Origin of the sequence: Pseudomarimonas salicorniae, from assembly GCF_023156535.1 — a bacterium.
In the GTDB taxonomy this organism is placed as follows: Bacteria; Pseudomonadota; Gammaproteobacteria; order Xanthomonadales; family Xanthomonadaceae; genus Pseudomarimonas; species Pseudomarimonas salicorniae.
Genome location: NZ_JALNMH010000001.1, coordinates 18306 through 42866, shown reverse-complemented (window position 1 = coordinate 42866; position 24561 = coordinate 18306). Strand labels below are relative to the sequence as shown.

At 68.9% G+C, this 24561-nt stretch carries 17 protein-coding genes; 8 read left to right on the top strand and 9 right to left on the bottom strand.

Annotation, left to right across the window (positions count from 1 at the left end; translation table 11 throughout):
- Positions 1 to 96 precede the first annotated feature (96 nt).
- Positions 97 to 792: a class I SAM-dependent methyltransferase gene (locus M0G41_RS00160; protein ID WP_248203991.1), complete on the bottom strand. Its 696-nt coding sequence runs from the start codon at positions 790 to 792 to the stop codon at positions 97 to 99.
- A 75-nt stretch (positions 793 to 867) separates the two neighbouring features.
- Between M0G41_RS00160 and M0G41_RS00155 the strand changes: the two genes are divergently transcribed.
- Positions 868 to 1107: a glutaredoxin family protein gene (locus tag M0G41_RS00155; RefSeq protein WP_248204739.1), complete on the top strand. Its 240-nt coding sequence runs from the start codon at positions 868 to 870 to the stop codon at positions 1105 to 1107.
- Here the strand turns inward: M0G41_RS00155 and M0G41_RS00150 are convergent.
- The 3 genes from M0G41_RS00150 to M0G41_RS00140 are packed head-to-tail and all read right to left on the bottom strand — an operon-like array spanning position 1085 to position 2794.
- Positions 1085 to 1630, bottom strand: coding sequence for a YceI family protein (locus M0G41_RS00150; RefSeq protein ID WP_248203989.1), 546 nt, complete (start codon positions 1628 to 1630; stop codon positions 1085 to 1087). The genes M0G41_RS00155 and M0G41_RS00150 overlap by 23 nt on opposite strands.
- Positions 1627 to 2190: a cytochrome b gene (locus M0G41_RS00145; protein WP_248203988.1), complete on the bottom strand. Its 564-nt coding sequence runs from the start codon at positions 2188 to 2190 to the stop codon at positions 1627 to 1629. The genes M0G41_RS00150 and M0G41_RS00145 overlap by 4 nt, the downstream gene beginning before the upstream one ends.
- Positions 2174 to 2794, bottom strand: coding sequence for a YceI family protein (locus M0G41_RS00140; protein ID WP_248203987.1), 621 nt, complete (start codon positions 2792 to 2794; stop codon positions 2174 to 2176). Before M0G41_RS00140 ends, M0G41_RS00145 begins: the two co-directional genes overlap by 17 nt.
- A gap of 97 nt (positions 2795 to 2891) precedes the next feature.
- Here M0G41_RS00140 and M0G41_RS00135 point away from each other — a divergent pair, with 97 nt between their 5' ends.
- Entirely contained in the window at positions 2892 to 6410 is a 3519-nt protein-coding gene (locus M0G41_RS00135) for an ATP-binding protein (protein ID WP_248203986.1), read from the top strand.
- Between the two features lie 34 nt (positions 6411 to 6444).
- The gene (locus tag M0G41_RS00130; protein WP_248203985.1) at positions 6445 to 8739 is read left to right on the top strand and encodes an NADP-dependent malic enzyme; all 2295 of its coding nucleotides are present in this window, start codon (positions 6445 to 6447) and stop codon (positions 8737 to 8739) included.
- Between the two features lie 117 nt (positions 8740 to 8856).
- On the opposite strand, the gene M0G41_RS00125 is transcribed toward M0G41_RS00130, so the two are convergent.
- The 3 genes from M0G41_RS00125 to M0G41_RS00115 all read right to left on the bottom strand — a co-directional run bounded on the left by M0G41_RS00125 (position 8857) and on the right by M0G41_RS00115 (position 12950).
- Complete coding sequence (locus M0G41_RS00125) at positions 8857 to 9669, bottom strand: M48 family metallopeptidase (protein ID WP_248203983.1); 813 nt, start codon at positions 9667 to 9669, stop codon at positions 8857 to 8859.
- 246 nt (positions 9670 to 9915) lie between these two features.
- Positions 9916 to 11841: a putative bifunctional diguanylate cyclase/phosphodiesterase gene (locus M0G41_RS00120; RefSeq protein ID WP_248203982.1), complete on the bottom strand. Its 1926-nt coding sequence runs from the start codon at positions 11839 to 11841 to the stop codon at positions 9916 to 9918.
- Positions 11838 to 12950, bottom strand: a complete 1113-nt coding sequence (locus M0G41_RS00115; RefSeq protein ID WP_248203981.1) for an FIST signal transduction protein — start codon at positions 12948 to 12950, stop codon at positions 11838 to 11840. The genes M0G41_RS00120 and M0G41_RS00115 overlap by 4 nt, the downstream gene beginning before the upstream one ends.
- 320 nt (positions 12951 to 13270) lie before the next feature.
- On the opposite strand from M0G41_RS00115, the gene groES reads away from it, so the two are divergent.
- From groES to M0G41_RS00100, 3 genes are all read left to right on the top strand, one after another.
- The gene (gene groES, locus M0G41_RS00110) at positions 13271 to 13558 is read left to right on the top strand and encodes a co-chaperone GroES (protein ID WP_248203978.1); all 288 of its coding nucleotides are present in this window, start codon (positions 13271 to 13273) and stop codon (positions 13556 to 13558) included.
- Positions 13559 to 13704: 146 nt separating this feature from the next.
- The gene (gene groL / locus M0G41_RS00105; protein WP_248203976.1) at positions 13705 to 15351 is read left to right on the top strand and encodes a chaperonin GroEL; all 1647 of its coding nucleotides are present in this window, start codon (positions 13705 to 13707) and stop codon (positions 15349 to 15351) included.
- A 1242-nt stretch (positions 15352 to 16593) separates the two neighbouring features.
- Complete coding sequence (locus M0G41_RS00100; RefSeq protein WP_248203974.1) at positions 16594 to 17079, top strand: MgtC/SapB family protein; 486 nt, start codon at positions 16594 to 16596, stop codon at positions 17077 to 17079.
- A gap of 318 nt (positions 17080 to 17397) precedes the next feature.
- Here M0G41_RS00100 and M0G41_RS00095 read toward each other — a convergent pair whose 3' ends face one another.
- Together M0G41_RS00095 and M0G41_RS00090 are read right to left on the bottom strand one after the other, a co-directional pair.
- Entirely contained in the window at positions 17398 to 18144 is a 747-nt protein-coding gene (locus tag M0G41_RS00095; RefSeq protein WP_248203972.1) for a LytR/AlgR family response regulator transcription factor, read from the bottom strand.
- The gene (locus M0G41_RS00090) at positions 18141 to 19409 is read right to left on the bottom strand and encodes a sensor histidine kinase (protein WP_248203970.1); all 1269 of its coding nucleotides are present in this window, start codon (positions 19407 to 19409) and stop codon (positions 18141 to 18143) included. Before M0G41_RS00090 ends, M0G41_RS00095 begins: the two co-directional genes overlap by 4 nt.
- A gap of 392 nt (positions 19410 to 19801) precedes the next feature.
- On the opposite strand from M0G41_RS00090, the gene M0G41_RS00085 reads away from it, so the two are divergent.
- Both M0G41_RS00085 and M0G41_RS18740 read left to right on the top strand, forming a co-directional pair.
- Positions 19802 to 20803, top strand: a complete 1002-nt coding sequence (locus M0G41_RS00085) for an ATP-binding cassette domain-containing protein (protein WP_248203968.1) — start codon at positions 19802 to 19804, stop codon at positions 20801 to 20803.
- Positions 20796 to 24413, top strand: coding sequence for a M1 family aminopeptidase (locus M0G41_RS18740; protein ID WP_248203967.1), 3618 nt, complete (start codon positions 20796 to 20798; stop codon positions 24411 to 24413). The genes M0G41_RS00085 and M0G41_RS18740 overlap by 8 nt, the downstream gene beginning before the upstream one ends.
- The last annotated feature ends 148 nt before the right edge of the window (positions 24414 to 24561 follow it).

Genomic DNA, 24561 nt, shown 5'->3' with positions numbered 1-24561 from the left:
CGTCGCCGTACCCGGCATTCTGGGGCAAAGCCCGCCGCCGGGTGCAGTGCGCCGGGGTACGGAGCCCGGCTGCCGTTCATGCGCCGCGCGCTGTGGCTACTCGTTCACAGGCCGCGCTGGATCGAAGCTTGGAGTGCCGGTCTCCTTCTCAATGGGCTGCGGATGTTCGCCGCGCTCGATCACCACCACGCTGTCGTAGAAGTGCAGGGAGCGGGTCATCCGGGTGAACGGCGAGGGCGCCAGGCTGTTCGGGTCGCGCGAGTGCCAGGCGTTCAGTTCGTCGATCAGGCGCTTGCAGAACTCCATGAAGGTGTTCGGATTGCGCAGGCCGCCGCCGTAGTCGCGCCAGTAACTGGTATGGGTGTCCTCGACCAGCATTACGCCATCGCTGGCCAGCGCCGGATAGAGCGTCTGCAGGGTGACCAGCTGCTGCTGCATGGTGTGCCCGCCATCGTCGATCAGAACATCAATCGGGCCGGCCTTCTGCGCCAGCTGCTGCAGGAACTGCGGGTTGGCCTGGTCGCCGATGAGGATCTCGACGCCCGGCGTGTCGAGCTGCTTCAGCCGCGGATTGACGTCGACACCGATGATCCGCGCCTGCTCGCCGAAGTACTCGCGCCACATCTGCAGCGAGCCGCCGTGGTAGACGCCGATCTCGACCACCGTGCAGGGGCGGCCGCGAAAGCGGGCAAAATGCCGGTGGTAGACGTCGAAGTAGTGCATCCACTTGCGCATCAGGCGCCCGGGATTGCGTTCGAAATAGGCCAACAGGGGATTGCCGGAGTCGTCCATGCGGAAACGCCCGTGGAAGGAAAAGTCAGCAGTGTCGACAGCGCGGCCGGGCTCCGCAAGCCGGGGGGCGGCTGCATGCCGCTGATCCTCTACCAGCGCGACGAATGCCACCTGTGCGACCTCGCCCTGCTCGAGCTGGCCCGGGCCGGACTCAACGACTTCGACAGCGTCTTCATCGACGACGATCCCGCCCTCGAGGCGCGCTATGGCACGCGGGTGCCGGTGCTCTCGGGCCTCGCGGACGGCGGCGAGCTGGACTGGCCCTTCGATGCCGGCCAGCTTCGCCAGCGCATCAACCCGCCGGGCGCAGTGTGAGTTCGGTCCGCACCCGGACCTGGTGGTCGATCATTTCGGCGTCCTCCCAGTCACCGCTGCCGATGCCGAAGTCGGTCCGGTCGAGCAGGGCCTCGCCCTCGAGGCGGGCGCCTTCCGCGGTCGGGGTGAAGCGGAAGCGGAGGTTCACGGCGCGCTGCTGGCCTTTCAGCGTGAGCGTGCCGCGGCTCACATAGCCGCCGTCTTCGGCCTGGGCGCCGAGCGCCTCGAAGCGGGCCCGCTGCTGGTTGCCGACGTCGAAGAACTCCGCGCTCTGCAGGAGCTCGTCGCGCTCGCTGTTCCGGCTGTCCGCCGAGCCGAGGTCGATGCTGACCTCGAAGCGGGTGGCAGCGAGGTTCTCGGGATCGAAATCGACCTGCGCCTCGAACTGCCCGAAGCCGCCCTCGAAGGACTCGCCCTGCGCTGCGCCCTCGAAGCGCAGCGTGGAGGGCTCGACGGACTGCCAGCTGGCCGCCTGCAGCGAGGCAGGCAGGAACAGGCAGAGCAGCAGGGGACGAAGGCTCATGGGGTCTCCTTGCGGCCGGCAAAGGGCAGCATGCGGGTCAGGGTGGCGTCGCGATCGACCAGATGGTGCTTGAGCGCGGCGCCGAGGTGGACGGCGAACAGGGCGGCGAGCAGGTAGAAGCCCCAGGTGTGGAGGTCCTGGGCCAGGGCCTTGAGCTCAGGATCGGGCGCGCTGATGGAGGGCACGCTGAACAGACCGAACCAGCGCAAGGCGAAGTTCGAGGCCGAGTTGTAGAGCCAGCCGGTGATCGGCATGGCCAGCAGCAGCCCGTAGAGCAGTCCGTGGGTGAGGCTGGCGAGCCGGCGTTGCCAGGCCGGCATGCCGGCCGGGTAGGGCGGGCGCGCATCGAACAGGCGCCAGGCAAGCCGCAACACGACCAAGGCCAGCACGGTCAGCCCGACCGACTTGTGCAGGGCATAGATCTTCACCTTGGTCGGTGAGATCGACAGCTCCTGCATCAGCAGGCCGACCACCGCCAGCCCGATCACGCCGAGCGCCACCAGCCAGTGCAGGGACTGCGCGACCAGACCCCAGCGGGCTTCGCTATTGCGCCATTGCATGCTCGTTCTCCCCTCGGTCGGCCGGGTCCTCGTCGAAGCCGCCGTCGGCCCGCCGCTTCCCGCGGCGCGCTTCGACCTCGACCTGCAGTTCCACCGCGTCGCCGACCATGGTCTTCCATTTGTCCATGCCCAGGGCGGCGCGCGACAGGGTCGCCCGCGCCGAGAAGCCGGCCGTGCGGCGGAAGGTCAGCGGGTGCCGCCTGACCCCGTTGAAGGTCACCGCCAGGGTCAGCGGATACTCGCCGCCGCGCAGGGCCAGTACGCCCTCGGCATTGAAGCTGTGCTCTCCGGTTGGCTCGACCCGGCGCACGCTCCAGCGCGCGATCGGGTGGCGCTCGCTGTCGAAGCTGTCGCTGCGGGCCATGCGCCGGTTCCAGTCTTCGTCACCCAGGTCGAGGGTGGTCAGGTCGACCTCGATCTCGCCGCGGGCGGTGGAGAAGTCGTCGGGGTCGAAGTTCAGCCAGCCGCGCGGCCCCGAAAAGGTACCGATCGCCCGCGACAGCCCGAGGTGGCCGACGCTGAAGGCGACCCGGGTATGCACCGGGTCGATGCGGTAGTCGCGCTCGGCCGCCGGAAGGGTGGCCGGCGCGACAAGGCTTAACATAAGGATCGCTCGGATCAGGGTCACGGCACTTGCATCCCCGTTCGGTGGCAGCAAAGCTCTACCCCGGGGATTATCCGCGCCGGGGGGCGAAAGGCGAGTGCACGCACTGCAACGCTGTGTCGCGACGATGCTGCTCGGGCTATGGACCACGGCGGCGTTTGCCGACACGCCGCTGTTCCGGCAGCTCGGCGCGGCCGAGGGACTGCCCTCGGAGCGCGTCTACACGCTGGCCCAGGACCTGCACGGCTGCCTGTGGGTGGGTACCGCCGACGGCCTCGCCCGCTTCGACGGCAGCCGCTTCGAGGTGTTCCACCACGATCCGCGCCGCGAGGGCTCGCTGCCCTCCAACATCGTCCAGGCCCTGCACCTGGACGGCGAGGGCCGGCTCTGGGCCGGCTTCGAGGGCGGTGGGCTGGCCGAGGTCCACGGACACGGCCAGCAGCTGCGGCGCTGGCGTGACGCCGAGGGCCTCGATGTCGATGCCGACGTCTGGGCGATCGCCTCGGGCGAGCCCGGCGAGATCTACTTCGGCGGGTTCGGCACCGGCCTTGTGCGCATCGATCCCGAGACCGGCGAGCGCCGGCACTGGGGCAGCGAGCAGGGCCTGCTCTCCGACCACATCCTCGGGCTGGTGGTCGACCCGCAGCACGGCCTGTGGGTCGCCAGCTACGGTGGGCTGCAGCGGCTGCGCGACGGCGTGCTGGAGACACCGCAGCCCGAACAGGGCGCTCCGCCGCCGGGCCCGGTGTTCAGCCTCACCCTTGATCAGGGCGTGCTGCTGATCGGCAACCGCGATGGCGTCTATCGCCACGCCGAGGGTCGCTTCGAGCGGGTCGATTCGGTGCCCGAGGGCGGCGTGCTCTCGGTCGCCGCCGACGCCGAGGGCGCACTCTGGGTCGGCAGGCTGGCCGGCCTTGACCTGGTGCCCGCCGAGGGCGCCGCGCGGCCCGCGCTGTCGGCTGCACGGCGTAGCGGGCGGCGCACAGTCATGGAGCTGCTGCGCGACCACGAGAACGGACTCTGGGTGGCCAGCGAGGGCGGCGGGCTGCTGCACCTGCCGCCACAGTGGCGCCGCTTCCGCAGCTGGCAGGCCGAGGACGAGGGGCTGCAGACCGCCGAACCCTCGGCCGCTGCCTTCGACGCCGATGGCAGGCTCTGGACCGGCGGCAACGATGGTCGCGTCGAGCGGATCGATCCCGCCACCGGTGCCAGCAGCACGGTGCTCGAGAGCGGCCCCGACTGGCCCGACAAGCGGGTGACCGCCCTGCTGCCGCTGGGCGACGTCCTTTTCGTTGGGACCCGCCGAGGCCTGGTCCGCCGGTCACTCGATGGCCAGGCCGCGACGCGGGTCTTTACCGCCGCCGCCAAGGACGATCCGGACGCGCCCACGCTCGGCGCCATCGATCATCTGCTGGCGGCCCGCGACGGCTCGCTCTGGATGTCGGTCTACGGCGGCGGCATCGAGCAGCGCGATCGGGCCGGACGCCTGCTGCGCCGTTTCACCGAGGCCGAGGGCCTGGCCGGTCTGGACAGCGAACAGCTGCGCTGGGGCCCGGACGGGTCGCTGTGGATCGCCGGCGGCGACGGTCTGCAGCAGCTGGATCCCGACAGCGGGCGTTTCGACCGCCTCGATGCCCTGGCCGGCGAGCGCGTGTTCGGCTTCGCCTTCGACGGCGCGGGCCGGCTCTGGGCGGCGCGGCGCGACGGCCTGGTCTGGATGGTCCAGAGCCCGACGGGCTGGAAACTCGGCGGCCAGCTGGACCTGCTCTCCGGCATCGAGGTCGGCGGCCTGGCCGCCGACGCCGTCGGCCGGCTCTGGGCCAACAGCACGCGTGGCCTGTGGCGGATCGATCCACAGCGCGGAACAGCGCGGCGCTTCGGCGTGCGCGACGGGTTGCCGGGGCAGGAGTTCAGCGACCGACCGCTGGTCGAATCGGCTGATCGCGCGCGGCTGGCCGCGGTCCTGCCGCAGGCCGTGGTGCAGGTCGACAGCGCCCTGTTCTCCGGCGCCGTCCGCGAGCCGCGCCTGCGTCTGGAGCCGGTGTCCCTGCGCCGCGCCGGCCAGGCCCTGGACCTCGCTTCTGAACCGGTGGTTTCACTGCGCTACGATGATCGCGAGATCGCCCTGGCAGCGCGGGTCAGCAGCTTTGTCGAGCCCGATGCCTGGCGCTACCGCATGCGACTTGCCCCCTTCGACCCGGAATGGGTCGAGCTGGGTGGCAGCAGCCGGCGCGTCTTTCCCCTGCTTGCGCCGGGCGACTACCGCCTGCAGGTGCAGGCTGCCGGCCCCGACGGCGAGTGGCACGCGCACCCGCCGCTGGCGATCGAGGTGCAGCCACCCTGGTGGCAGCTGCCCATCGCCCGGGCCGGCCAGGTCCTGCTCGGGCTGCTGGCGCTGGCCCTCCTGCTGCGCGCCTACCGCCGACGCGGCGAGGCCCGGGCCGCCGCCGCCCTCGGCGAGTCGCAGCGCCTCTGGGCGCTGCAGGCCAGCGAGCAGAAATCGCAGTTCCTCGCCACCCTGGCCCACGAGATCCGTACCCCGATGACCGGCCTGCTGGGCATGGCCGAGCTGCTGGCCGGCAGCGATCTGGATCCGGCCCAGCGCCGCCAGCTGGAAGCCGTGCGTCGTTCCGGCGACCTGCTTCGGCGGCTGGTCGACGACGCCCTGGATCTGGCCCGGATCGAGGCCGGTCGGCTGGAGATCCGGCCACGGCCGATGCCGTTGCGCACGGCCTGCCAGCAGGCCCTCGACACCCTCGACACCCAACTCCGCGGCAAGGGCTTGAAGGCCGGCTGCGAGCTGGGGCCCGACCTGCCGGAATGGGTCGAGGCCGACCCCGAGCGCCTGCAGCAGATCCTGCTCAATCTTCTCTCCAACGCCCTGAAGTTCACCGAGGCTGGCGGAATCCGCCTCTGCGTCACGGCCGCCGAGCCGCCCTGGATCGCCTTCGAGGTCATCGACAGCGGGCCGGGTATCGACCCGGCCCAGCGCGAACGCCTGCTGCGCCGCTTCGAGCAGGTCGAGGGCGAGGACACCGCGCGGCGCCACGGCGGCGCCGGCCTGGGGTTGGCGATCAGCAGCGAGCTGGCCCGCGCCATGGGCGGCTCGCTGACGCTCGACGCCGCCCCCGGCGGGGGCACCTGCGTGCGGGTACGTCTGCCGCTGCCTGCTGCCGAGCCGCCCGCTGGCGCCCGGCGGCCCTTGCCGCCCGCCCGCGATAGGAGTTCAGGGCTCGGCATCCTGCTGGTCGAGGACGACGCTCTCGCCGCCGAGGCGATCCAGGGCCTCCTGGCAGCGCAGGGACACCGGACGCGACGCGCGGCGCATGCGCTGGAAGCCCTGGCCGAGCTGGAGCAGGAACTGCCCGACCTCGCCCTGCTCGACCTCGACCTGCCCGGCATGGACGGGCTGCAGCTCGCGGCCCTGATCCGGGCGCGTCATCCGGGTCTGCCTCTGCTCGCGGTCAGTGCACGCAGCGCCGCCGACACCGAGGCGGCGGTGCGCGAGGCCGGCATGCAGGCCCTGCTGCGCAAGCCGGTCGATGGCGCCGCGCTGGAAGCCGCGCTTTGCGAAGGAGCCGCGGCATGCCAAGCAGGCCCCGGCGCAGCGGGTTAACATCGGGGCTTGTCCGCACGCGACGCCGGGGATCATGAGCGACCAGCCGAACAAAGACCTGAAGCAAGCCGCCCTCGACTACCACCGCCAGCATCCCCCGGGAAAGATCAAGGTCGTCGCCACCAAGGCGATGGTCACCCAGCGCGACCTGTCGCTGGCCTATTCGCCGGGCGTCGCCGCCGCCTGCGAGGCCATCGTCGAGGACCCCAACGAGGCCAGCACGGTCACCGCCCGCGGCAACCTGGTCGCGGTGATCTCCAACGGCACCGCCGTGCTTGGCCTCGGCGACATCGGCCCGCTGGCCTCCAAGCCGGTGATGGAAGGCAAGGGCGTGCTGTTCCAGAAGTTCGCCGGCATCGACGTCTTCGACATCGAGGTCGAGGAGCGCGACCCGGACAAGCTGGTCGACATCATCGCCTCGCTGGAGCCAACCTTCGGCGGCATCAACCTCGAGGACATCAAGGCCCCCGAGTGCTTCATCGTCGAGAAGAAGCTGCGCGAGCGGATGGGCATCCCGGTCTTCCACGACGACCAGCACGGCACTGCGATCATCGTCGGTGCAGCCGTCCTCAATGCGCTGGAGATCGCCGGCAAGAAGATCGAGGAGGTGAAACTGGCCTGCTCGGGCGCCGGTGCCGCCGGCATCGCCTGCCTGAACATGCTGGTGGCGCTGGGCATGAAGCAGGAGCACATCACCGTCGTCGACCGGCAGGGCGTGGTCTATGCCGGGCGCGCCGAGGAGATGGATCCCGACAAGGCCCGCTACGCCCGCGAGACCAAGGCCCGCACCCTGGCCGAGGCGGTCGACGGCGCCGATGTCTTCCTCGGCCTGTCGGCGGCCAACGTGCTCAAGCCGGAGATGGTCAAGACGATGGCCGATCGGCCGATCATCATGGCCCTGGCCAATCCCAACCCCGAGATCGTGCCCGAGGTCGCCAAGGCCGCGCGGCCCGACTGCATCATCGGCACCGGCCGGTCGGACTATCCGAACCAGGTCAACAACGCGCTGTGTTTCCCGTACATCTTCCGCGGCGCGCTGGACGTCGGCGCGACCACCATCAACGAGGAAATGAAGCTGGCCTGCGTGCGCGCCATTGCGGCACTGGCGCGCAAGGAGGCCTCCGACCTCGGCTCAGCCTACGCCGGCGAGGTGCCGAGCTTTGGCCCCGAGTACCTGATCCCGCGGCCGTTCGACCCGCGCCTGCTGGTCTCACTTGCGCCGGCGGTGGCGCAGGCGGCCATGGACTCGGGGGTGGCCACGCGTCCGATCGAGGACATGCAGGCCTATATCGACAAGCTCAACCAGTTCGTCTTCCGAACCGGCCTGCTGATGAAGCCGGTCTTCGAGCGCGCCCGCTCCGACCTCAAGCGGGTGGTCTATGCCGAGGGCGAGGAGGAGACCGTCCTGCGCGCCGTGCAGACCGTGGTCGACGAGGGGCTGGCCAAGCCGATCCTGATCGGCCGCCCGGCGGTGATCGAGTCGCGCATCCAGCGTCTGGGCCTGCGCCTCAAGGCCGGCGAGAACTTCGAGCTGACCAATGTCGATGACGACCCGCGCTTCCCTGAGTACTGGCAGACCTACCACGAGATCATGCAGCGCCGCGGCGTGCCGCCGGCGGCCGCCAAGTCGGTGGTGCGCACGCGCTCGACGGTGATCGCCTCGATCATGCTGCGCCGCGGCGAGGCCGACGCGATGCTCTGCGGCGTCGTCGGCCGTTACCACAAGAAGCTTGCCTACGTGGTCAACGTGCTTGGCCGCGATGTCGGGGTGAAGTCGACCTCGGCCCTTTCGGCCGTACTCAATGACCGCGGCGTGTTCTTCTTCGTCGATACCCACGTGCAGACCGATCCGACCGCCGAGCAGATCGCCGAGGCGACCCTGCAGGCGGCGCTGCGACTGCGCCTGTTCGGCATCACCCCGCGTGTGGCCCTGCTCTCGTTCTCCAATTTCGGCAGCCACGACACCCCGGGTGCCCTGAAGATGCGCGACGCGCTGGCGATCATCCGCGGCCGCGACCCCAACCTCGAGGTCGACGGCGAGATGCAGGCCGACTCGGCTCTGAGCTCGACCATCCGCGACCGCCTGCTGCCCGGCTCGGCGCTGAAGGGTCCGGCGAACCTGTTCGTCATGCCCAACCTCGACGCCGCCAACATCGCCTACAACATGGTCAGGGCGATGACCGACGGCGTGGCGCTGGGCCCGATCCTGATGGGCGTCGCCAAGCCGGCGCATGTGCTGACCCCCGCCGCCACCGTGCGCCGGGTGGTCAACATGACCGCCCTGGCCGCGGTCGAGGCGCAGATCCGCAGCGATATCGCCGGCGCCTGAACCCAGAGCATCGGCCTCCCGCGGAGCATGCTCCGCGGGAGGCGCCTTGGCAGCGGATTCAACCGATACGGTCGGGGTCGCCGGTCCCCGGCGGCCCCGGAATGCCTCCGCGCAGGATCAGCCGCGGCAGCTGGGTCGCTTGCCTGCGGCGCGGGCCTGCTGCACCACCGGCTGCAGCTTCGAGACATTGGCCTGCAGGGCCTCGATGCGGCGACCCGGGTCCGGATGGGTGGAGAGGATCTGCGGCGGACGGCCCTGCTTGCCGCTGGCCTCGCGCATGTTCTGCCACAGCGTCACCGCCGCCGCGGGATCGAAACCGGCCCGGGCCATCAGCGCCTGGCCGGCGATGTCGGCCTCGCTCTCGTGGGCGCGGGAGAAAGGCAGCAGCACGCCCACCTGCACGCCGGCGCCCATCGCCGCCATCAGCAGCTTGGTCTCGTTCGGCGAGGCATTGCGGCCGGCGTAGGCATTGGCCAGGGCCATGCCGGTCTGCGCCAGCTGCTGCTGCGAGACGCGCTCGCCGGCGTGGCGGTAGGTCACGTGGGCGACTTCATGGGCGAGTACCGCGGCCAGCTGGTCCTGGTCGGTCGCCACGCGCAGCAGGCCGGTGTTGATGCCGACCTTGCCGCCCGGCAGGGCGAAGGCGTTCGGCTCGGCAATGGCGAAGGCCTGGGCCTCCCACTGCAGGCGGCGCCACTCATCAGGCAGTTCCGCCACCAGGGCGTTGACGATGCACTGGGCGTAGACGGACTTCTCCGGCACCACGCTGAGCTTGTCGTTGGCCTTCATCTGGGCAAAGGCCGTCGCGCCCATCTGGTTCATCTGGCTGTCGGACACCAGCAGAAGCTGGCTGCGGCCGCTGGGAGTGTTGGTACAGGCGGCCACCGCGGCCGCAAGGCCGAGGGCTGCCAGCAATCGGGATGCGCTCATCGGGAGCTCCGGGTAACAGGGGTGGGGCGAGGCTAGCGCGAACGCCGGCGCTTGGCAGCAGGGCGCAAACCGCCGTATGGCTGGCGGAAAGCTTGGCGCGAAAGCGCCGTGCAGGGCGCCCGGCGGCATGCAGAACGCAGCCGGAAAATGCCCGAGCCCCGGAGGTTCTCCGGAGCTCGCCATGGGGTAGCGGCAGCCGGCTCTGGCGCGCCGCGCGCCCGGCCGGAGCGCCGGGACTGCCGGCATTCAAGCGCCAAGAGGTTTCGATCGGCGGCCGGCGGTGTCGGTGGCGGCCAAGGCTGCCGGCAGCGCATCCGCGGGTCGGCCGAAGTGATAGCCCTGACCCAGTGGGCAGCCCATCTCCAGCAGCAGCGAGGCGGTGAGCGCGTCCTCGATGCCCTCGGCGACGACCTCCAGGCCGAGGTTGCGAGCGAGGTCGATGATGCTGCGGACGATCGCCCGCGCATCCTCGGCATCGGCCATGTCCTTGACGAAGCTGCGATCGATCTTGAGCACGTCGATCGGCAGGAAGCGCAGGTAGTTCAGCGATGAGTAGCCGGTGCCGAAGTCGTCGACCGCGATGCGGACCCCCGCTGCGCGGAGCTGGCGCAGGCTGTCGATACAGGCCTCGCGGTTCTCCATCAGCATGCTCTCGGTGACCTCGAGCTCGAGCCGCTCGGCACCCAGCCCCCGGCGCTGAACCTGGTCGAGGATCCGCTCGGCGAGCTGCGGATCGTCCAGCTGCCGGGCCGAGAGATTAACCGCCACGCGCATCCGGTCAGGCCGCGGGGTGCGGCACAGCCAGTCCAGCGCCTGGCCGAGCACCCAGTCTCCCAGTGGACGGATCAGGCCGGATCGTTCGGCAGCCGGCACGAACACGGTCGGGCTCACCGGCCGGCCCATGGGATCGGTCCATCGCAGCAGGGCCTCGGCACCGATCAGGGCGCCGTCGGCGAGCAGCACCTGGGGCTGGAACACCAGTCTGAACTCGCCGCGCTCCAGAGCACCCGCCAGCTGTTCGTGGAGCTCGGTCTCTCGACGGCGCTGGCGCTCGATTCCCGGGGCGAAGTAGCGGATCGCGCTGCGGCCCCGCAGCTTGGCCTCGTACATCGCCATGTCGGCCCGGCTGATCAGCTCGGCAGGGTGGGCCCCATCCTGCGGGTAGAGCGCGATGCCGACGCTGGCCTGGACCTGCAGGCGCCGCTCGTCCAGCTCAAGCGGCGCCGACAGCGTATCGGTGATCCGGCGTGCGATGGCCTCGGTCTGGGCCGGCCCGTCGATGCGGTCGAGGAGGAGGATGAACTCGTCACCGCCCATGCGCGCGAGCAGGTCGTCGTCGCGGAGGATGGCGTGCAGCATGGCCGCCACCTTGGCCAGCACCTGATCGCCGACCTGATGGCCGTGGCTGTCGTTGATGCGCTTGAAATGATCGAGGTCGATGAACATCACCGCCAGCTGGGTGTGCTGCGCCGACGCGCGTTCCAGGGCCAGCGCGAGCCCCTGCTCGAAGCGGGCGCGGTTGGGCAGGCCGGTGAGGCTGTCATGCTCGGCCTGGTGGCGGATCCGCTGCTCCTGCCGATGCTGCTCGGTGATGTCGCGGAAGCACCAGACTCTTCCGGCAACCCGGTCCTCCATCAGCTGCGGCTGGGTGAAAACCGAGAGCTGGCGGCCGTCGGCGAGGCCGAACTGGGCCTGCAGGCGGCCCTCGGGCGAGGCGGCCACCCGGCGCATGAAGCCGAGCAGGGCAGCGGGCTGGGCCACGCGCCGGGCCAGGGTATGTATCAGTCGGGACGGGGTGGCGTCTGCGGCTAGCGGCGCGGTGAGCTGGAAGACTGCCTGCAGGCGCTTGTTCTGCTGGACCAGCTTGCCATCGAGTGCGAACACCGCCATGCCCTCGCCCGAGGCATCCAGCGTCGCGTGCAGCAGGGACAGCGAGTGCCTGAGCTCCTCTTCGGAGGACTCGAGCCTGCGCAGCTGGGCCTGCAGCTGCTCGTAGCGTTCGACCAGTTCGCGTGAGGTCAGCTGCAGGGAGCGGTCGAGAAGATTGCGGTCGGTGTCGGCCTGCTCGTAGGCCTGGCTCACCGCGTGAAGGAAGCCGGCCAGCTCCCGCTGTCGTGTCTCGTCGACTGCATGCCGACGGAGCTGGCGCAGCAGGAGGCGGTGCAGGGTCATGCTTCGCTCAGCGTGGTGATCGTCATGGTCTGGTTATGCAGGCGGCAGGGGCCGCCGCCGTGGTGCGGAGCGATCTCGCCATACGAGTAGAAGCCGCACAGGGTAGGCTTCGGGCCCAGCGTCTGGCGTACCGCGTCCACCTCTTCCTCGACAATCTGGCCAAGTACCAGGCGGCGGCCGACGCAGGAGATCAGCAGGGCCAGTTCGGCTTCCTGATCCTTCAGACTGCTTCGACCGGCAGCGCCCTCGGCGCCGTCGATCAGGGCCTCGAAGTCGGCGCGCATCAGCCGCGCGTACGCGCCTTCCGGCATGTCACCGGCAAAGGTCATGCTGCCGTCGCGCTCGTCGACCGAGAGGATGGTCCGGACGATGCCCTCGTCGCGCTGCTCGCCGCTTCCGCGCAGCGCAAGCGGAAACTTGAGCCCGGCGGCGGGAAGCTGGTCGGCGAGTTCGCCAAGGTAGCGCTTGTAGAGTTCGAGAGCCGGCTGGCCATCGAGGCTTAGCAGAACGTTTCCCCGGCTGGCCGTGATCAGCCGCTCGGGGCCGAATGGTTCCCAGCCGCCCTGCGAGCCGAACCCGACGCGCAGCGAATCGCCGTACAGGCCCACGGCCACCACCGATCGATCGAGCACGTCGGTGTCGTGGTAGACCCGGGTGCGGGTGAAGCGCGGGCCGTCTCCGGCCAGGCCCCCGGTCACCGCGACCCCTGGCGGCAGGCGTGCCTGCATGCCGGCGGCAAGCGCCGAGCCGTTGACGCACAGGCCGTCGGCAAAGACCAGGACGTGACGCAGCCCCTCGCCTGCAAGCTCCTCGGCGATCGCCCGCCCGGCCTGCTCGCTGCCGCCCGGCTGGGCGCCGACCTCGCCGCGCGCGAGCCGGGCACGGGTGCGATCGAAGCGGATCGCCGTCGCCACCAGACCGAAGTCATCGACCCGCTCGCCGGCAATGATCCCGGCATCGCTGCACCCGGCGATCGCCGCGGAAGGAAAGGCCCTGCGCAGCGCCGCGGCCCGCCCGGAGAATCCATCGGGCGGGGCAAAGACGAGTACCAGCCCGACTTCGGGGTCGGGTGCTTCCGGAAGCTGGTCGATGAACTGGTGAACGCGCATGCCATCCCTCCCCTGGACTTCCCGTCCAATCTAACCCCGGTGACAGGGCGCGCCCATAGGGAATTGCTCGCAGACCCGGGCCCGCTTCTCGCGATCGCTGCCGAACTGCGCTGCGTGCCCGCGGCCCGGTCCCGTGCCCCTCGCAAAGCGCCTCTCCCGGGCCCCCGCGCCCTTGAAACCCGCGCCGCCGCCCCCATGAAGTGGCCCGCAGCAGGGGTTCACAGCCGAATCGCTGCGCGATAGCATTAGCACTCACCGACGGTGAGTGCTAACAAAGACCGTCGAAGTCACGAAAAATCAACCTGTTACGAGGGACACCCATGAATCTGCAGCCGTTGAACGACCGCGTGGTCATCAAGCGTATGGAAGAGGAGCGCATGTCCGCTGGCGGCATCGTCATCCCCGACTCCGCGACCGAGAAGCCGATCAAGGGCGAAGTGGTTGCCGTCGGCGAGGGCAAGCCCCTGGATAACGGCAGCACCCGCTCGCTGAAGGTCAAGAAGGGCGACAAGGTGCTGTTCGGCAAGTACAGCGGCACCGAGGTCAAGGTGGACGGCACCGAGTACCTGGTCGTCCGCGAAGACGACATCTTCGCGATCATCAACTGAGCGAGATAGCTGCGAGAAAACAGCGAGGGCTCAGGGCTCAGAAGAGCCAATAGCCCCGCCGCTCGCGCCTCGCCCGCTTTCCCTGAGCCCTGGCTTTCATCTGAGCCCTTGGCCGGGTCCGATCAAGAATCCTGAGGAATAGAACAATGGCAGCCAAAGAAGTCCGTTTCTCCGAAGACGCCCGTGCGCGCATGGTCAAGGGCGTGAACGTCCTGGCCAATGCGGTCAAGGTCACCCTCGGCCCGAAGGGCCGCAACGTCGTGCTCGAGAAGAGCTTCGGCGCCCCGACCATCACTAAGGACGGCGTCTCCGTCGCCAAGGAAATCGAACTGTCCGACAAGTTCGAGAACATGGGCGCGCAGATGGTCAAGGAAGTCGCTTCCAAGACCTCCGACAACGCCGGTGACGGCACCACCACCGCCACCGTCCTGGCCCAGGCGCTGATCCGCGAGGGCATGAAGGGCGTGGCCGCCGGCATGAACCCGATGGACCTCAAGCGCGGCATTGACAAGGCGGTGATTGCCGCGGTCGAAGAGCTGAAGAAGCTCTCCAAGCCGACCGCTGACGACAAGGCCATCGCCCAGGTCGGCACCATCTCCGCCAACTCCGACGAGTCGATCGGCACCATCATCGCCGACGCCATGAAGAAGGTCGGCAAGGAAGGCGTGATCACTGTCGAGGAAGGCTCGGGTCTCGAGAACGAGCTCGACGTCGTCGAGGGCATGCAGTTCGACCGCGGCTACCTGTCGCCGTACTTCATCAACAACCAGCAGTCGATGCAGGCCGAGCTGGACGACCCGTTCATCCTGCTCCACGACAAGAAGATCTCCAACGTCCGCGAGCTGCTGCCGGTGCTGGAAGGCGTTGCCAAGGCCGGCAAGCCGCTGCTGATCGTGGCCGAGGAAGTCGAGGGTGAGGCGCTGGCGACCCTGGTCGTCAACACCATCCGCGGCATCGTCAAGGTCTGCGCCGTCAAGGCCCCGGGCTTCGGCGACCGTCGCAAGGCGATGCTGGAAGACATGGCCATCCTGACCGGCGGCACCGTGATCTCCGAGGAAGTCGGCCTGCAGCTCGAGAAGGCCACCATCAAGGACCTCGGCCGCGCGAAGAAGGTGCAGATCTCCAAGGAGAACACCACCATCATCGACGGCGCCGGCGAAGGCGAGGCCATCCAGGCCCGCATCAAGCAGATCAAGGCGCAGATCGAGGAGACCTCCTCCGACTACGACCGCGAGAAGCTGCAGGAGCGCGTGGCCAAGCTGGCCGGCGGCGTGGCGGTGATCAAGGTCGGCGCTGCGACCGAGGTCGAGATGAAGGAGAAGAAGGCGCGCGTCGAAGACGCCCTGCACGCGACCCGTGCGGCGGTGGAAGAAGGCGTGGTGCCGGGCGGCGGCGTCGCCTTGATCCGTGCGCTGGCTGCTGTGAAGAAGGTCAAGGGCATCAACGAAGACCAGAACCACGGCATCGCCATCGCCCTGCGCGCCATGGAAGCCCCGCTGCGCGAGATCGTCACCAACTGCGGTGAAGAGCCCTCCGTGGTGCTGAACAAGGTCGCCGAAGGCAAGGACAACTTCGGCTACAACGCGGCTACCGGCGAGTTCGGCGACATGATCGAGATGGGCATCCTGGACCCGACCAAGGTGACCCGTTCTGCCCTGCAGAACGCCGCCTCGATCGCCGGCCTGATGATCACCACCGAAGCCATGGTGGCCGAGCTGCCGAAGAAGGAAGCGGCCGGCGGCCACGACCACGGCGGTGGCGGCATGGGCGGCATGGGTGGCATGGACTTCTAAGTCCCGCTACACATCAAGCTCCACCACAAAGCCCGGCCTTGCGCCGGGCTTTGTGCTTTCTGGCACCCGGGCCGCAGAACCTGCTTCCTGCGCGGCGGAAACATCCGATGAGAAGCACAGCAAAGGCTGGTAGACACGCGTGACTGCAGGGGCAAGCCCGCGCAGACGTCCCTGCCCCGAGCCCTGCATGCCGCGCCTCGGGGCCTTCTGTCGCAGACCACGGGATGCTGCGCAGAATCAGCGAGTTGACCGCTCGTTGCCAAACTGCCCGACCGGATTTGCCGGTGCGACCCGCCCACTGTCAGTTTCCTGTCCCGCGAACACATCGCAGAACTCGCTGGGTCTGCGCCCCCGATGCTGCGTCGTTCGGCCGCCGCGCACCAGCTCGGGCTTTGCCCGCTACGCCTTCGCTGCGCTCGGTCGGCGTCGCCATAGCGCTGCTATGCCTCCTTCTCGCGCCTCGCCTCGGCGACGCATCCACTTCGCGAATCCAACAACGTACTTCCGGGACAGGACACCAGGCCTGCTGCCCGGTTCCGGCGAGGCGCTGAGCGGCTGCAACCAACCCGGAGTAAGCGTCTGGCAATGTGTGCTGTGGGCACAAATCGGAAATTCGCCACCGACCCCGATCGGGCGGGCTTTTCGTAGGAGCGGACATGGCCGCGACCGCGGAGCTTCGCTCTGGCCTCGGTCTGTGGTGAGTACGTCACGCCGCGGTCGCGCCCATGTGCACTCCTACAGTCGGGCTGCGTTGGGCGTCGGCGAAGCCCCACAGGATGTGCCTTGGGCGCACCGACACGGGCGTTCGGACGGTACGCCCGGTGCGGCCAGCCGCACCCTATGAATATCCGCTTTGCGCCTGGCTCCGCGAACACGCACACCTGGCCGGTTCCTGTCGGTTGGTCTGCTGCCGGTCCTGGTCACAGGTGCCTGCGGGCCTGGTCAGCGGGGCTGGCGAGCGCGCTGATGGCTGACGGGTGACAGGATGCTGTCCACGGCTGGCTGTCCACCGTGCCGGCCGCTACGCGCGCGACGGGGCTGGGTTGGGCTGGGCTGGGCTGGGCTTACGCTTCTGTACGCGTCGCTACGCGGCCCCGCGACGCCATGATCCCATGCTCCGAACAACGCTCTGCCCCGCACAGCTCAGCTTGCGGCACTGCCGGCTACTCGGCAGACTGGCTGCAAAGGGCGTCCGACTCTCCTGACGCCATTCGACACGCGATAGGAAAGACCTGCCTCGGGATGGAGCGTCTCTACTCCGAACTGTCGTTGACCTACGTGAGCTGGCCGGAGCTGTTCCTTCGAGTCGGGCTCGCCATGCTGTTCGGGTTGCTGCTTGGCCTTGATCGGGCTTCGAAGAACAAGCCCATCGATTTCAGAGCCTACATGATCGTCGCGGTGACCACCTGCATCATCGCCGTGCTCGGTCAGGAGCTCTACTCGGAGTTCTCCAACGCCGACCCCGTCGTAAGCGTGGACCTCGCCAAGATCATCGCCGGCGTCCTGACCGGCATCGGTTTTCTGGGGGCCGGCGCCATCATCCATCGCGGCGAAGGCGATGTCGTCGGCACGGCGACCGGTGCCAGCATCTGGTCCGCCGGGGGCATAGGGCTGGCTCTGGGATTCGGATACTACGGATTGGCTTTGGTCGCCTTTCTCGCTGTCGGCGCGATCCTGGCATTCAGCGGTTGGCTGGTCGGTCGAGTTCGAGATGTCGATGAACGCTAGGAGGATCGCGGGCCAGTCCACCCGGTCAGGCGTTCGCCGGATCGCGCATGGATCTCGCATCCCTTGCCGTCCACGCCGCGCCGGGCGGTTTCTCGCCGCGCCGGCGCCGTAGCAGCTCGGGCGCCACCTCGGACAGGCTCGGCGATTCTTCAGCGAGTGCCGATCCGGCTGCCAGGGCGCAAGTATGGACTCGCATGACCAGGGCCCGATGCTGGCCCGGCGCATCGTGGTCGGTTGCTGCGCATGGGCAGAGCCGCTGGAAATCCGATGCGCGCCTGGCTTTGTCGATCGTCAGCTTGGATCGACGCTACCCGCAGCTCAGCCGTTCGCCCCGTCGATCTGCAGACGTGCAAAGACCTGCTTGCGGTAGGACGGACCGATCGGCACCGTGTCGTCGCCGACCTGCAGCGAGGTCGCGCTGACCGACCGGATCCGCGCGATCGCCACAAGATAGGACTTGTGCACGCGCAGGAACTGCTCGGCAGGCAGGCTTCGCTCCATGCCCGACAGGCTCTGCGGGGTGATGATGCTGCCATCGTTGGCTCGAACCACGCAGTAGTTGCCGCAGGCTTCGACGTAGCGGATGTCGGCCAGCGCAAGCTGATGATGTTTCCGGTCGCCCTTGATGAAGAGGCTGCGTGGCAGGGCATCGCCCGCTGCGCCCGGCGCCGGGGCTGCCTCACACGCAGCAGGCGCGACTGGCGGCAGCGCCCGGTTCACCGCCTTGACGAATCGCTCGAACGAGACCGGCTTGAGCAGGTAGTCGCAGACATGCAGCTCGAATCCCTCGAGCGCATGCTCGGCGTGCGCCGTGGTGACGATCACCGGGCAGCTGAGCTGCACACTGCGCAGGAAATCGAAGCCCCCCAGACGCGGCATGTTGAGGTCGAGCAGAAGCAGGTCGAAAGACTCCTCGGCCAGCATGCCCATCGCCTGCATCGCATCGAATGCGTGCCGCACCGGCTGCAGGTGCGGAAGGGCGCGGCAATAGTCGTCGATGATCCGGTGTGCGATCGGCTCATCGTCGACCACCAGGCATCGAAACGGTCCACGCGCCGGGCTCATGCGGCCTCGTCCTCCACGGCCGTGTCCAGCGGCAGCTCGAGCCAGACCTCGAAGTGCCCGGCTTCGCTGCGCTGCTCGAATCGATGACGACCCGGATACTCCAGCTCCAGCCGCCGACGCAGATTGGCAAGGCCGAGTCCGGAATGAGCGGACGGCTGTCCCGCCGGCTCGAAGTTGTTGCGGATGCGCAGGCACAGCCGGCCGGACTGCACATGCAGCTGCAGGTCGATGTAGGCATCCCCGGCCACGCTGTCCACCCCGTGCTTGTAGGCGTTCTCCAGCAGCACGATGAGCAGCATCGGTGCGATGAGATACCCCGCACCCGCCACCTCCGTCCCGCCTTCGCCTTGCCTCTCGTCCAGACGGACATCGAGGTCCACGCGGACCGGCCTGGCGTGGCGGATCTCCTGCAGCGCGACATAGCCCTCCAGGTGCTCGATCTCGTCCTCCAGCGGGACTCTGGCCCTGCTGCCCTGATAGACGCTGTGGCGCAGCAGATCCGACAGGCGAAGGATGAGCTCGGGTGCCCGGTCCGACTTCTCCCGCGCCAGGCCATACAGGTTGTTCAGTGAGTTGAAAAGGAAATGCGGGGCGACCTGGCTCTTCAGCAGGCTCAGCTCCGCGTGGGCACGCTCGCTCCGCAGCTGGCGCAGCAGGCGCAGCTGTCCGCTGACCCAGGTGTAGGCCAGATGCAGGGCGAGCAGGGCGATCAGCACGTGCAGCTGGAAGCGCGTGCCCAGCGGATCGCGATCATCGACCGTGGGTGCGAGCCCGATCAGCAGCAGGATCAGCACGGCGTAGGCGATGTACAGGCGCTGTCCGGTGCTGGAGATCGCGTAGCCGGCGGAGGCCATCCTCGGCTGCACCCAGAGCACGACGCGAAACATCAGCAAGGCAAAGGCCAGCGCTATCGACAGGTTGTTGACCCAGCGGATCGAGTGCGTATGGGCAAAGACCGGGAGCAAGAGAAGACCGACACCGAGGCTGACCACGAGGTTGTGCTGGTCCATCGCGCGGGCCACGGTGGCGAGCAGGCCGCTGCGTCCGGATCGTGGCGTTGCGCGCCGCCACCACGCCGACACCAGCATGGCCAGGAAGGTCAGGTAGCACAGCCCCAGATAGATCGTCGCCAACCCCGCCGGCTGGCCCTGCCCCGGGAAGTCGAGCCAGGCGGGGCACTCGCAGCGCGCGACCTGTTCCAGCAGCTCAAGGCCCAACCCGAGCACGGCCAGAACCGCGACGATCGGAGGCCCGTGCTTGCGCATCCATCGGAAGCGGCCGCCCGGCGGGGCTGAGCGGGACTCGGCAACAAGAGGACGCTCGCCCTTGCCCGCGTGCGGTGCAGCCTTGCCGTGCGCGCCTGTCCGATTCAATTCCGAAGTCCTGCCTGCGCCACGCCCACCCTGCCGCGGCCGTGCTGGTCGAATTGCGCGCAGGATACGCGGACGCCCGCGCATGGGCGACCCGATCATGACGAACACCGCGATCCGCAGTGCCAAAGGCCTCGCCGCACGGACGAAGCGGTTCACCCCGTCCGTTGCAGCCTTCGTCCCCGACGGAGAGCAGTTCGCACGATAGGCGGCGCGCTGGCCCCACAGGCGGCCGCTATGCGGCTATATGGGTATCCGACGCACAGCAGTGTGATTCGGAGAACGGCATGACCACCCCAGACCGAGCAGCGCAGCCTGCCAGTCGAGCAGCCGCTGGCGGCGAGAACCGGCTGATCATTCACAACGTCGGCAAGACCTACCGCCGTGGCAGGCGGGCGCTCGACAGCGTCACCCTGAGCCTCGGCAATGGCCTGTTCGGGCTGCTGGGCCCGAATGGCGCAGGCAAGTCGACCCTGATGCGCAGCGTGGCCACGCTGCAGCGCATCGATACCGGCAGCATCCGCTTCAACGATATCGACACCCAGCAGGATCCCGGGCCCCTGCGCGCCCAGCTCGGCTATCTGCCGCAGGATTTCGGTGTGTATCCGGGGCTGTCCGCGGTTCGGCTGCTCGACTACCTCGCCATCGTCAAGGGTTTCACCGACGCCCGTCCGCGGCGCATGCAGATCGATCAGCTGCTTGAGCGAACCGGCCTGTTCGCTGACCGGCATGCGGCGGTCTCCGAGTACTCCGGCGGCATGCGCCAGCGCTTCGGCATCGCCCAGGCCCTTCTGGGACAGCCGCGGCTGCTGGTGGTCGATGAGCCCACCGCCGGGCTCGATCCAAGCGAGCGCAATCGCTTCCACCAGCTGCTGTGCGGGCTGTCGGAACAGATGGTGGTGCTGCTCTCCACCCACATCGTCGACGACGTGCGCAACCTGTGTCGGCAGATGGCGGTGCTGGACCACGGCCGCCTGCGTTTCAGCGGGACGCCCGAGGCCCTGGTGCAGCGACTGCGCGGCCGGCTCTGGACCGCCTCGCCCGAGGCCGCACGCGCCGCGGGGCCCGGGTGTCGCCTGCTGTCGACGCGCATCATCGGCGGCGCCGCCCGGATCCGGGTCAGCGCCGAAGCCTGCCCCGGAGCAGGCTTTGAAACCGCGCAAGCCGATCTGGAGGACGGCTATTTCCATGTCCTCGCTTGCGGCGACGCGGAGGTCGACGGCTCGGGGCCATCGGGCGTGGACGACAGGGATGGCTCAAGGAGCTGCGAGGCGGCCTCCCGTGTTTAGTGCGCTACTGGCATTCGAGAGCACGGTCCGCGCGCGCCAGCCTGCGCTCTGGCTGATCGCCGTCGCCTGCTTGGGCTACGGCATCACGCTCACTCAGGACGACATCGGCCAGCACATGGCGAATCTGTCGATGGCAGCGCCCTACCGGATCGCCTACTTCATCGCGCTCAGCTCCAGCCTGTCCTGCCTGATGGCGATGCTGTTCTGCAGCCAGGATGCCCTGCGTGACGAGGAGCACCGCTTCGCTGATCTGATCGGGCTGCGCAAGCCCCTCGTCCGCTGGCGCAGCAGGGCCTGGGTGACCCAGGCCTCGGTGTTGTCGCTCACCTCGCTGATCGGTCTGGGCATCTGGACGGGCTTCCAGTTCGCCCATGACGGCGCCGGCCAGCCTCCGGTATGGGACCGGGTGCTGCGGCCGTGGCTGATGTTCGTCGTGCCCAATGTCTGGATCAGCTGCGTCCTGCTCTCCTGGGTGGGCCTGCGTTGGCGGCGCGCGCCGATCACCTATGCGGCAGCCCTTTCCCTGCTGCTGCTCTCATGGCTGTGCCTTGGCATCAGCCACGCACCGCTTTTCGGCCCCAGCGTGATGGCGCGCGGCGAGCTGCTCGGCGTGCTTGCGCTGCTCGATCCCTTCGCCCTGGTCGGATTCTTCGAACAGACACAGTTCTGGACGCCGGCGCAGAAGGAAGGCGCAGGGCTGCAGCCGGACTCCGCATGGTGGCTCAATCGCGGGCTGTGGGGCCTGATCGGCCTCGGCGCCTGTTGGCGAATGCGCCGGCAGCTTCGCGCGGAGTCCCGATGGGGGCCGACGGCAAGGACGCATCGTCCGTCCAAGCGGTCCGCTGGCGCGATCGACGCGCGTTCGCCTGGCGTGCCGACAGCCGTGTTCCTGTCGCCCGCTGCGCTGTCCATGCTGGCGCGACCGCGGCTGCGCGCGGGCGCGCAGATCCTCCGTCTCGCCCGCCAGCAGCTCGACCTGCTCTACCGGGGCTGGTCGATGCCGGTCTTCCTGCTGATCTGGGTGGCGCTGGTCGGGGCGGGCATCATCCTGGCGGTGGGCGGGTTCAGCCTGGGCGAATACTCCGGTCGCTATCCCACGACCTCGGTGATCATCGCCCACGCCGCCGAGCCCTTGGCCGTCTTCGTCAGCGCCCTGCTCGCGCTGTACAGCAGTGAGCTGACCTGGGTCGAACGGCGTTGGCGCATCGATGCACTCATCGACGCGTCTGCCGTTGGGAACGCAAGCGTGTTCATGGCCAAGTGGATCGCGCTGGCCTCCATTCCGCTGATCTGCATCAGCGTGTTGATCCTGATGTCGGTGTGCTACCAGGTCGCGGTGGGCTTCGCCCCGCTCAACCTTTCCCATTACCTGGCGCTCTACTACTACTTCGGCCTGCCCTTGCTGCTGCAGGCCGCGGCCCTGCTTGGCCTGCAGGCGTGCTGGTCGCGGACGGCCCGGGCCAACCGCTACACCGGCTTGCTGCTCGCCGCGGGCTGGATGATCCTCGTGCACGCGCTGCTGCCGCGTTGGCTGGGCGAGTACCCGGGGCTGCAGTTCGACCCCTTTCCCGAGTTGCTTCGGGCGCACTCCGATCTTTACGGCTACGGCGCGCTGGCCGACCGGTTCGACCGTCTCGCCTGGCACGCCTGCCTGCTGGCCCTGGCCTTCTCGCTGCTCGGTGTGGCCGCCTGGCCACGCGGCGAATTGCAGGGCCTGGCGATGGTCGAGGCGGTTCGCAGACGCCCGTTCCTCTCTGGCGCCATCGCACTGAGCGTGTTCGCCTGGGGCGCGTCAGCAAGCTTGCTGCAGGTCCGGATGCCCGAGCATCACGACTATCTCGGCCCCGAGGCGCGCCTCCAGGGACGTGCGGACTACGAGCGCGAGTTCGCTGCCTTTCGTGGCGCGCCGGTGCCGCAGCTCAGCGCCAGCGAGGTGCGCGTCGACCTCGACCCCGAGCAGCGAGCGTTGGCATTCAGCGCCGACAGCCGGCTGCACAATCGCAGCGACGCGCCCCTGAGCCAGCTGATGCTGACCTCGCCCGCGCGTCTTGAGACGGTGCGCATCGAAGGGGCCGAGCTGCAGGAGGCGAGGCACGGGACGGGCTGGCACGTCTATCTGTTCCGCTTTTCGACGCCGCTGCAGGCCGGGGGCGAATCGCGCCTGTCCTACGCGGTTCGCTTCCGCTCGCAGCCCTTCGCAATCGACACCGGCCTGGTGTCGAACGGCAGCTACTTCCACCATGGACGCTTCGAACCGGCGCTGGGCTACGTCGAGGCCCTGGAGGTCGAAGACGCCACCGAGCGGCAGCGTCTCGGGCTGCCCGAGCGACCCGGCGGGGCGGCCGAGGATCCGCACGGAGAGGGCGCTCAGCCGCTGATCACCGAGAAGCGTCGGATGGACGTACTCATGTCCACCACGGGCACGCAATGGCCGGTGAGCTCCGGCCGGCGCGAAGCGGCGTGGATCGAAGGCCAGCGCCGCTACGTGCGCTATCGGACCGAAGCGCCGGTCTATCCCCTGATCGGCTACTTCTCCGCGCGCTACCAGCTACGCGAGTTCGAGCATCGCGGGCTGCCGATCGAGTTCCATCTGCACCCGGATCATGGACACAACGTCGAGGCCATGCTGGCGGCCGTGCGTGCCACGCTGGACTACTGCGAGCGCTGGTTCGGTGACTATCCCTATGCGTCCTTGCGCATCGTCGAGGTGCCCCGGGTCCAGGGCTTCGGCGGCCGGGCCTCGGCAGGCGTGATCGCCCTCAACGAGCGACTGTTCGTCGAGAACGCGGCGGCACCGGCCCGGATCAACAATGTGCTGCGCAACACCATCCACGAGGTCGCCCACCAGTGGTGGGGCGAGCGCCTGATGCCACGCATCGGACCCGGCGAGAAGTTCATAACCGAGTCGCTGGCCAAGTACATCGAGGCGCAGGTGCTCGGGCAGCTCGGCGGGGCCGAGATGCGTGAGCGCCTGAACGACTACAACCGCCGCCGCTACTTCTCGGGACGGGCGCAGGCCGAGCATCCCGAAACCCCGCTGGCGCGGGCCGAGGCGGCCCATCTGACCTACGGCAAGGGACCGCTGGTGCTGCTCGCCCTGGCCGACCTGATCGGCGAGTCGCAACTGAACGCCGCGCTGCGGGAATTCCTGGAGGCCCACCAGCACGGCCTGACTGCCACAGGAGCCGACCTGCATCGCAGCCTGCGTGCGGCGGCACCGCCGCGCTGGAGGCCCCTGGTCGATGACTGGTTGGCCGACGTGGTGGAGTACCGCATGCAGCTCGGCAACCCCGACGTGGTACGGCGCGCGGACGGCCGTTACAGCATCGGCTTCGACCTGACTGCGGAGCGCAGCCGCCCGGACGGCCGCGGCGGCACGCAGCGGATAGCTATCGATGAACCGCTCACGTTCGAGGTGTTGCCCGCCGGGGGCGCTGCGGACAGCAGGCAGCCGGAACGGCATGTGCTGCACGTTCAGCGGGACCTCACGCGTATCGAGCTGGATTCCGACACCCAGCCGGCAGCGGTGGTGGTGGACCCGGACGGATTGCGCATCGAGGCCGACCGCCGGGACAACCGACTGGAGCTTCCGCGTGGGGCATCCGGATAGGTACGGCCGCGAGCAGCGCCACCACGGCTGCCTGCTGCTGCCCGCCGCGTCGGCCCGGCCAAGCGCGACGGAATCGTCGCCTTCCGGGAACGCTCTGAACAGGTGGTGGGCGCAGCCTCATTCCTGCAACGGCGGTCATCCAGCGCCT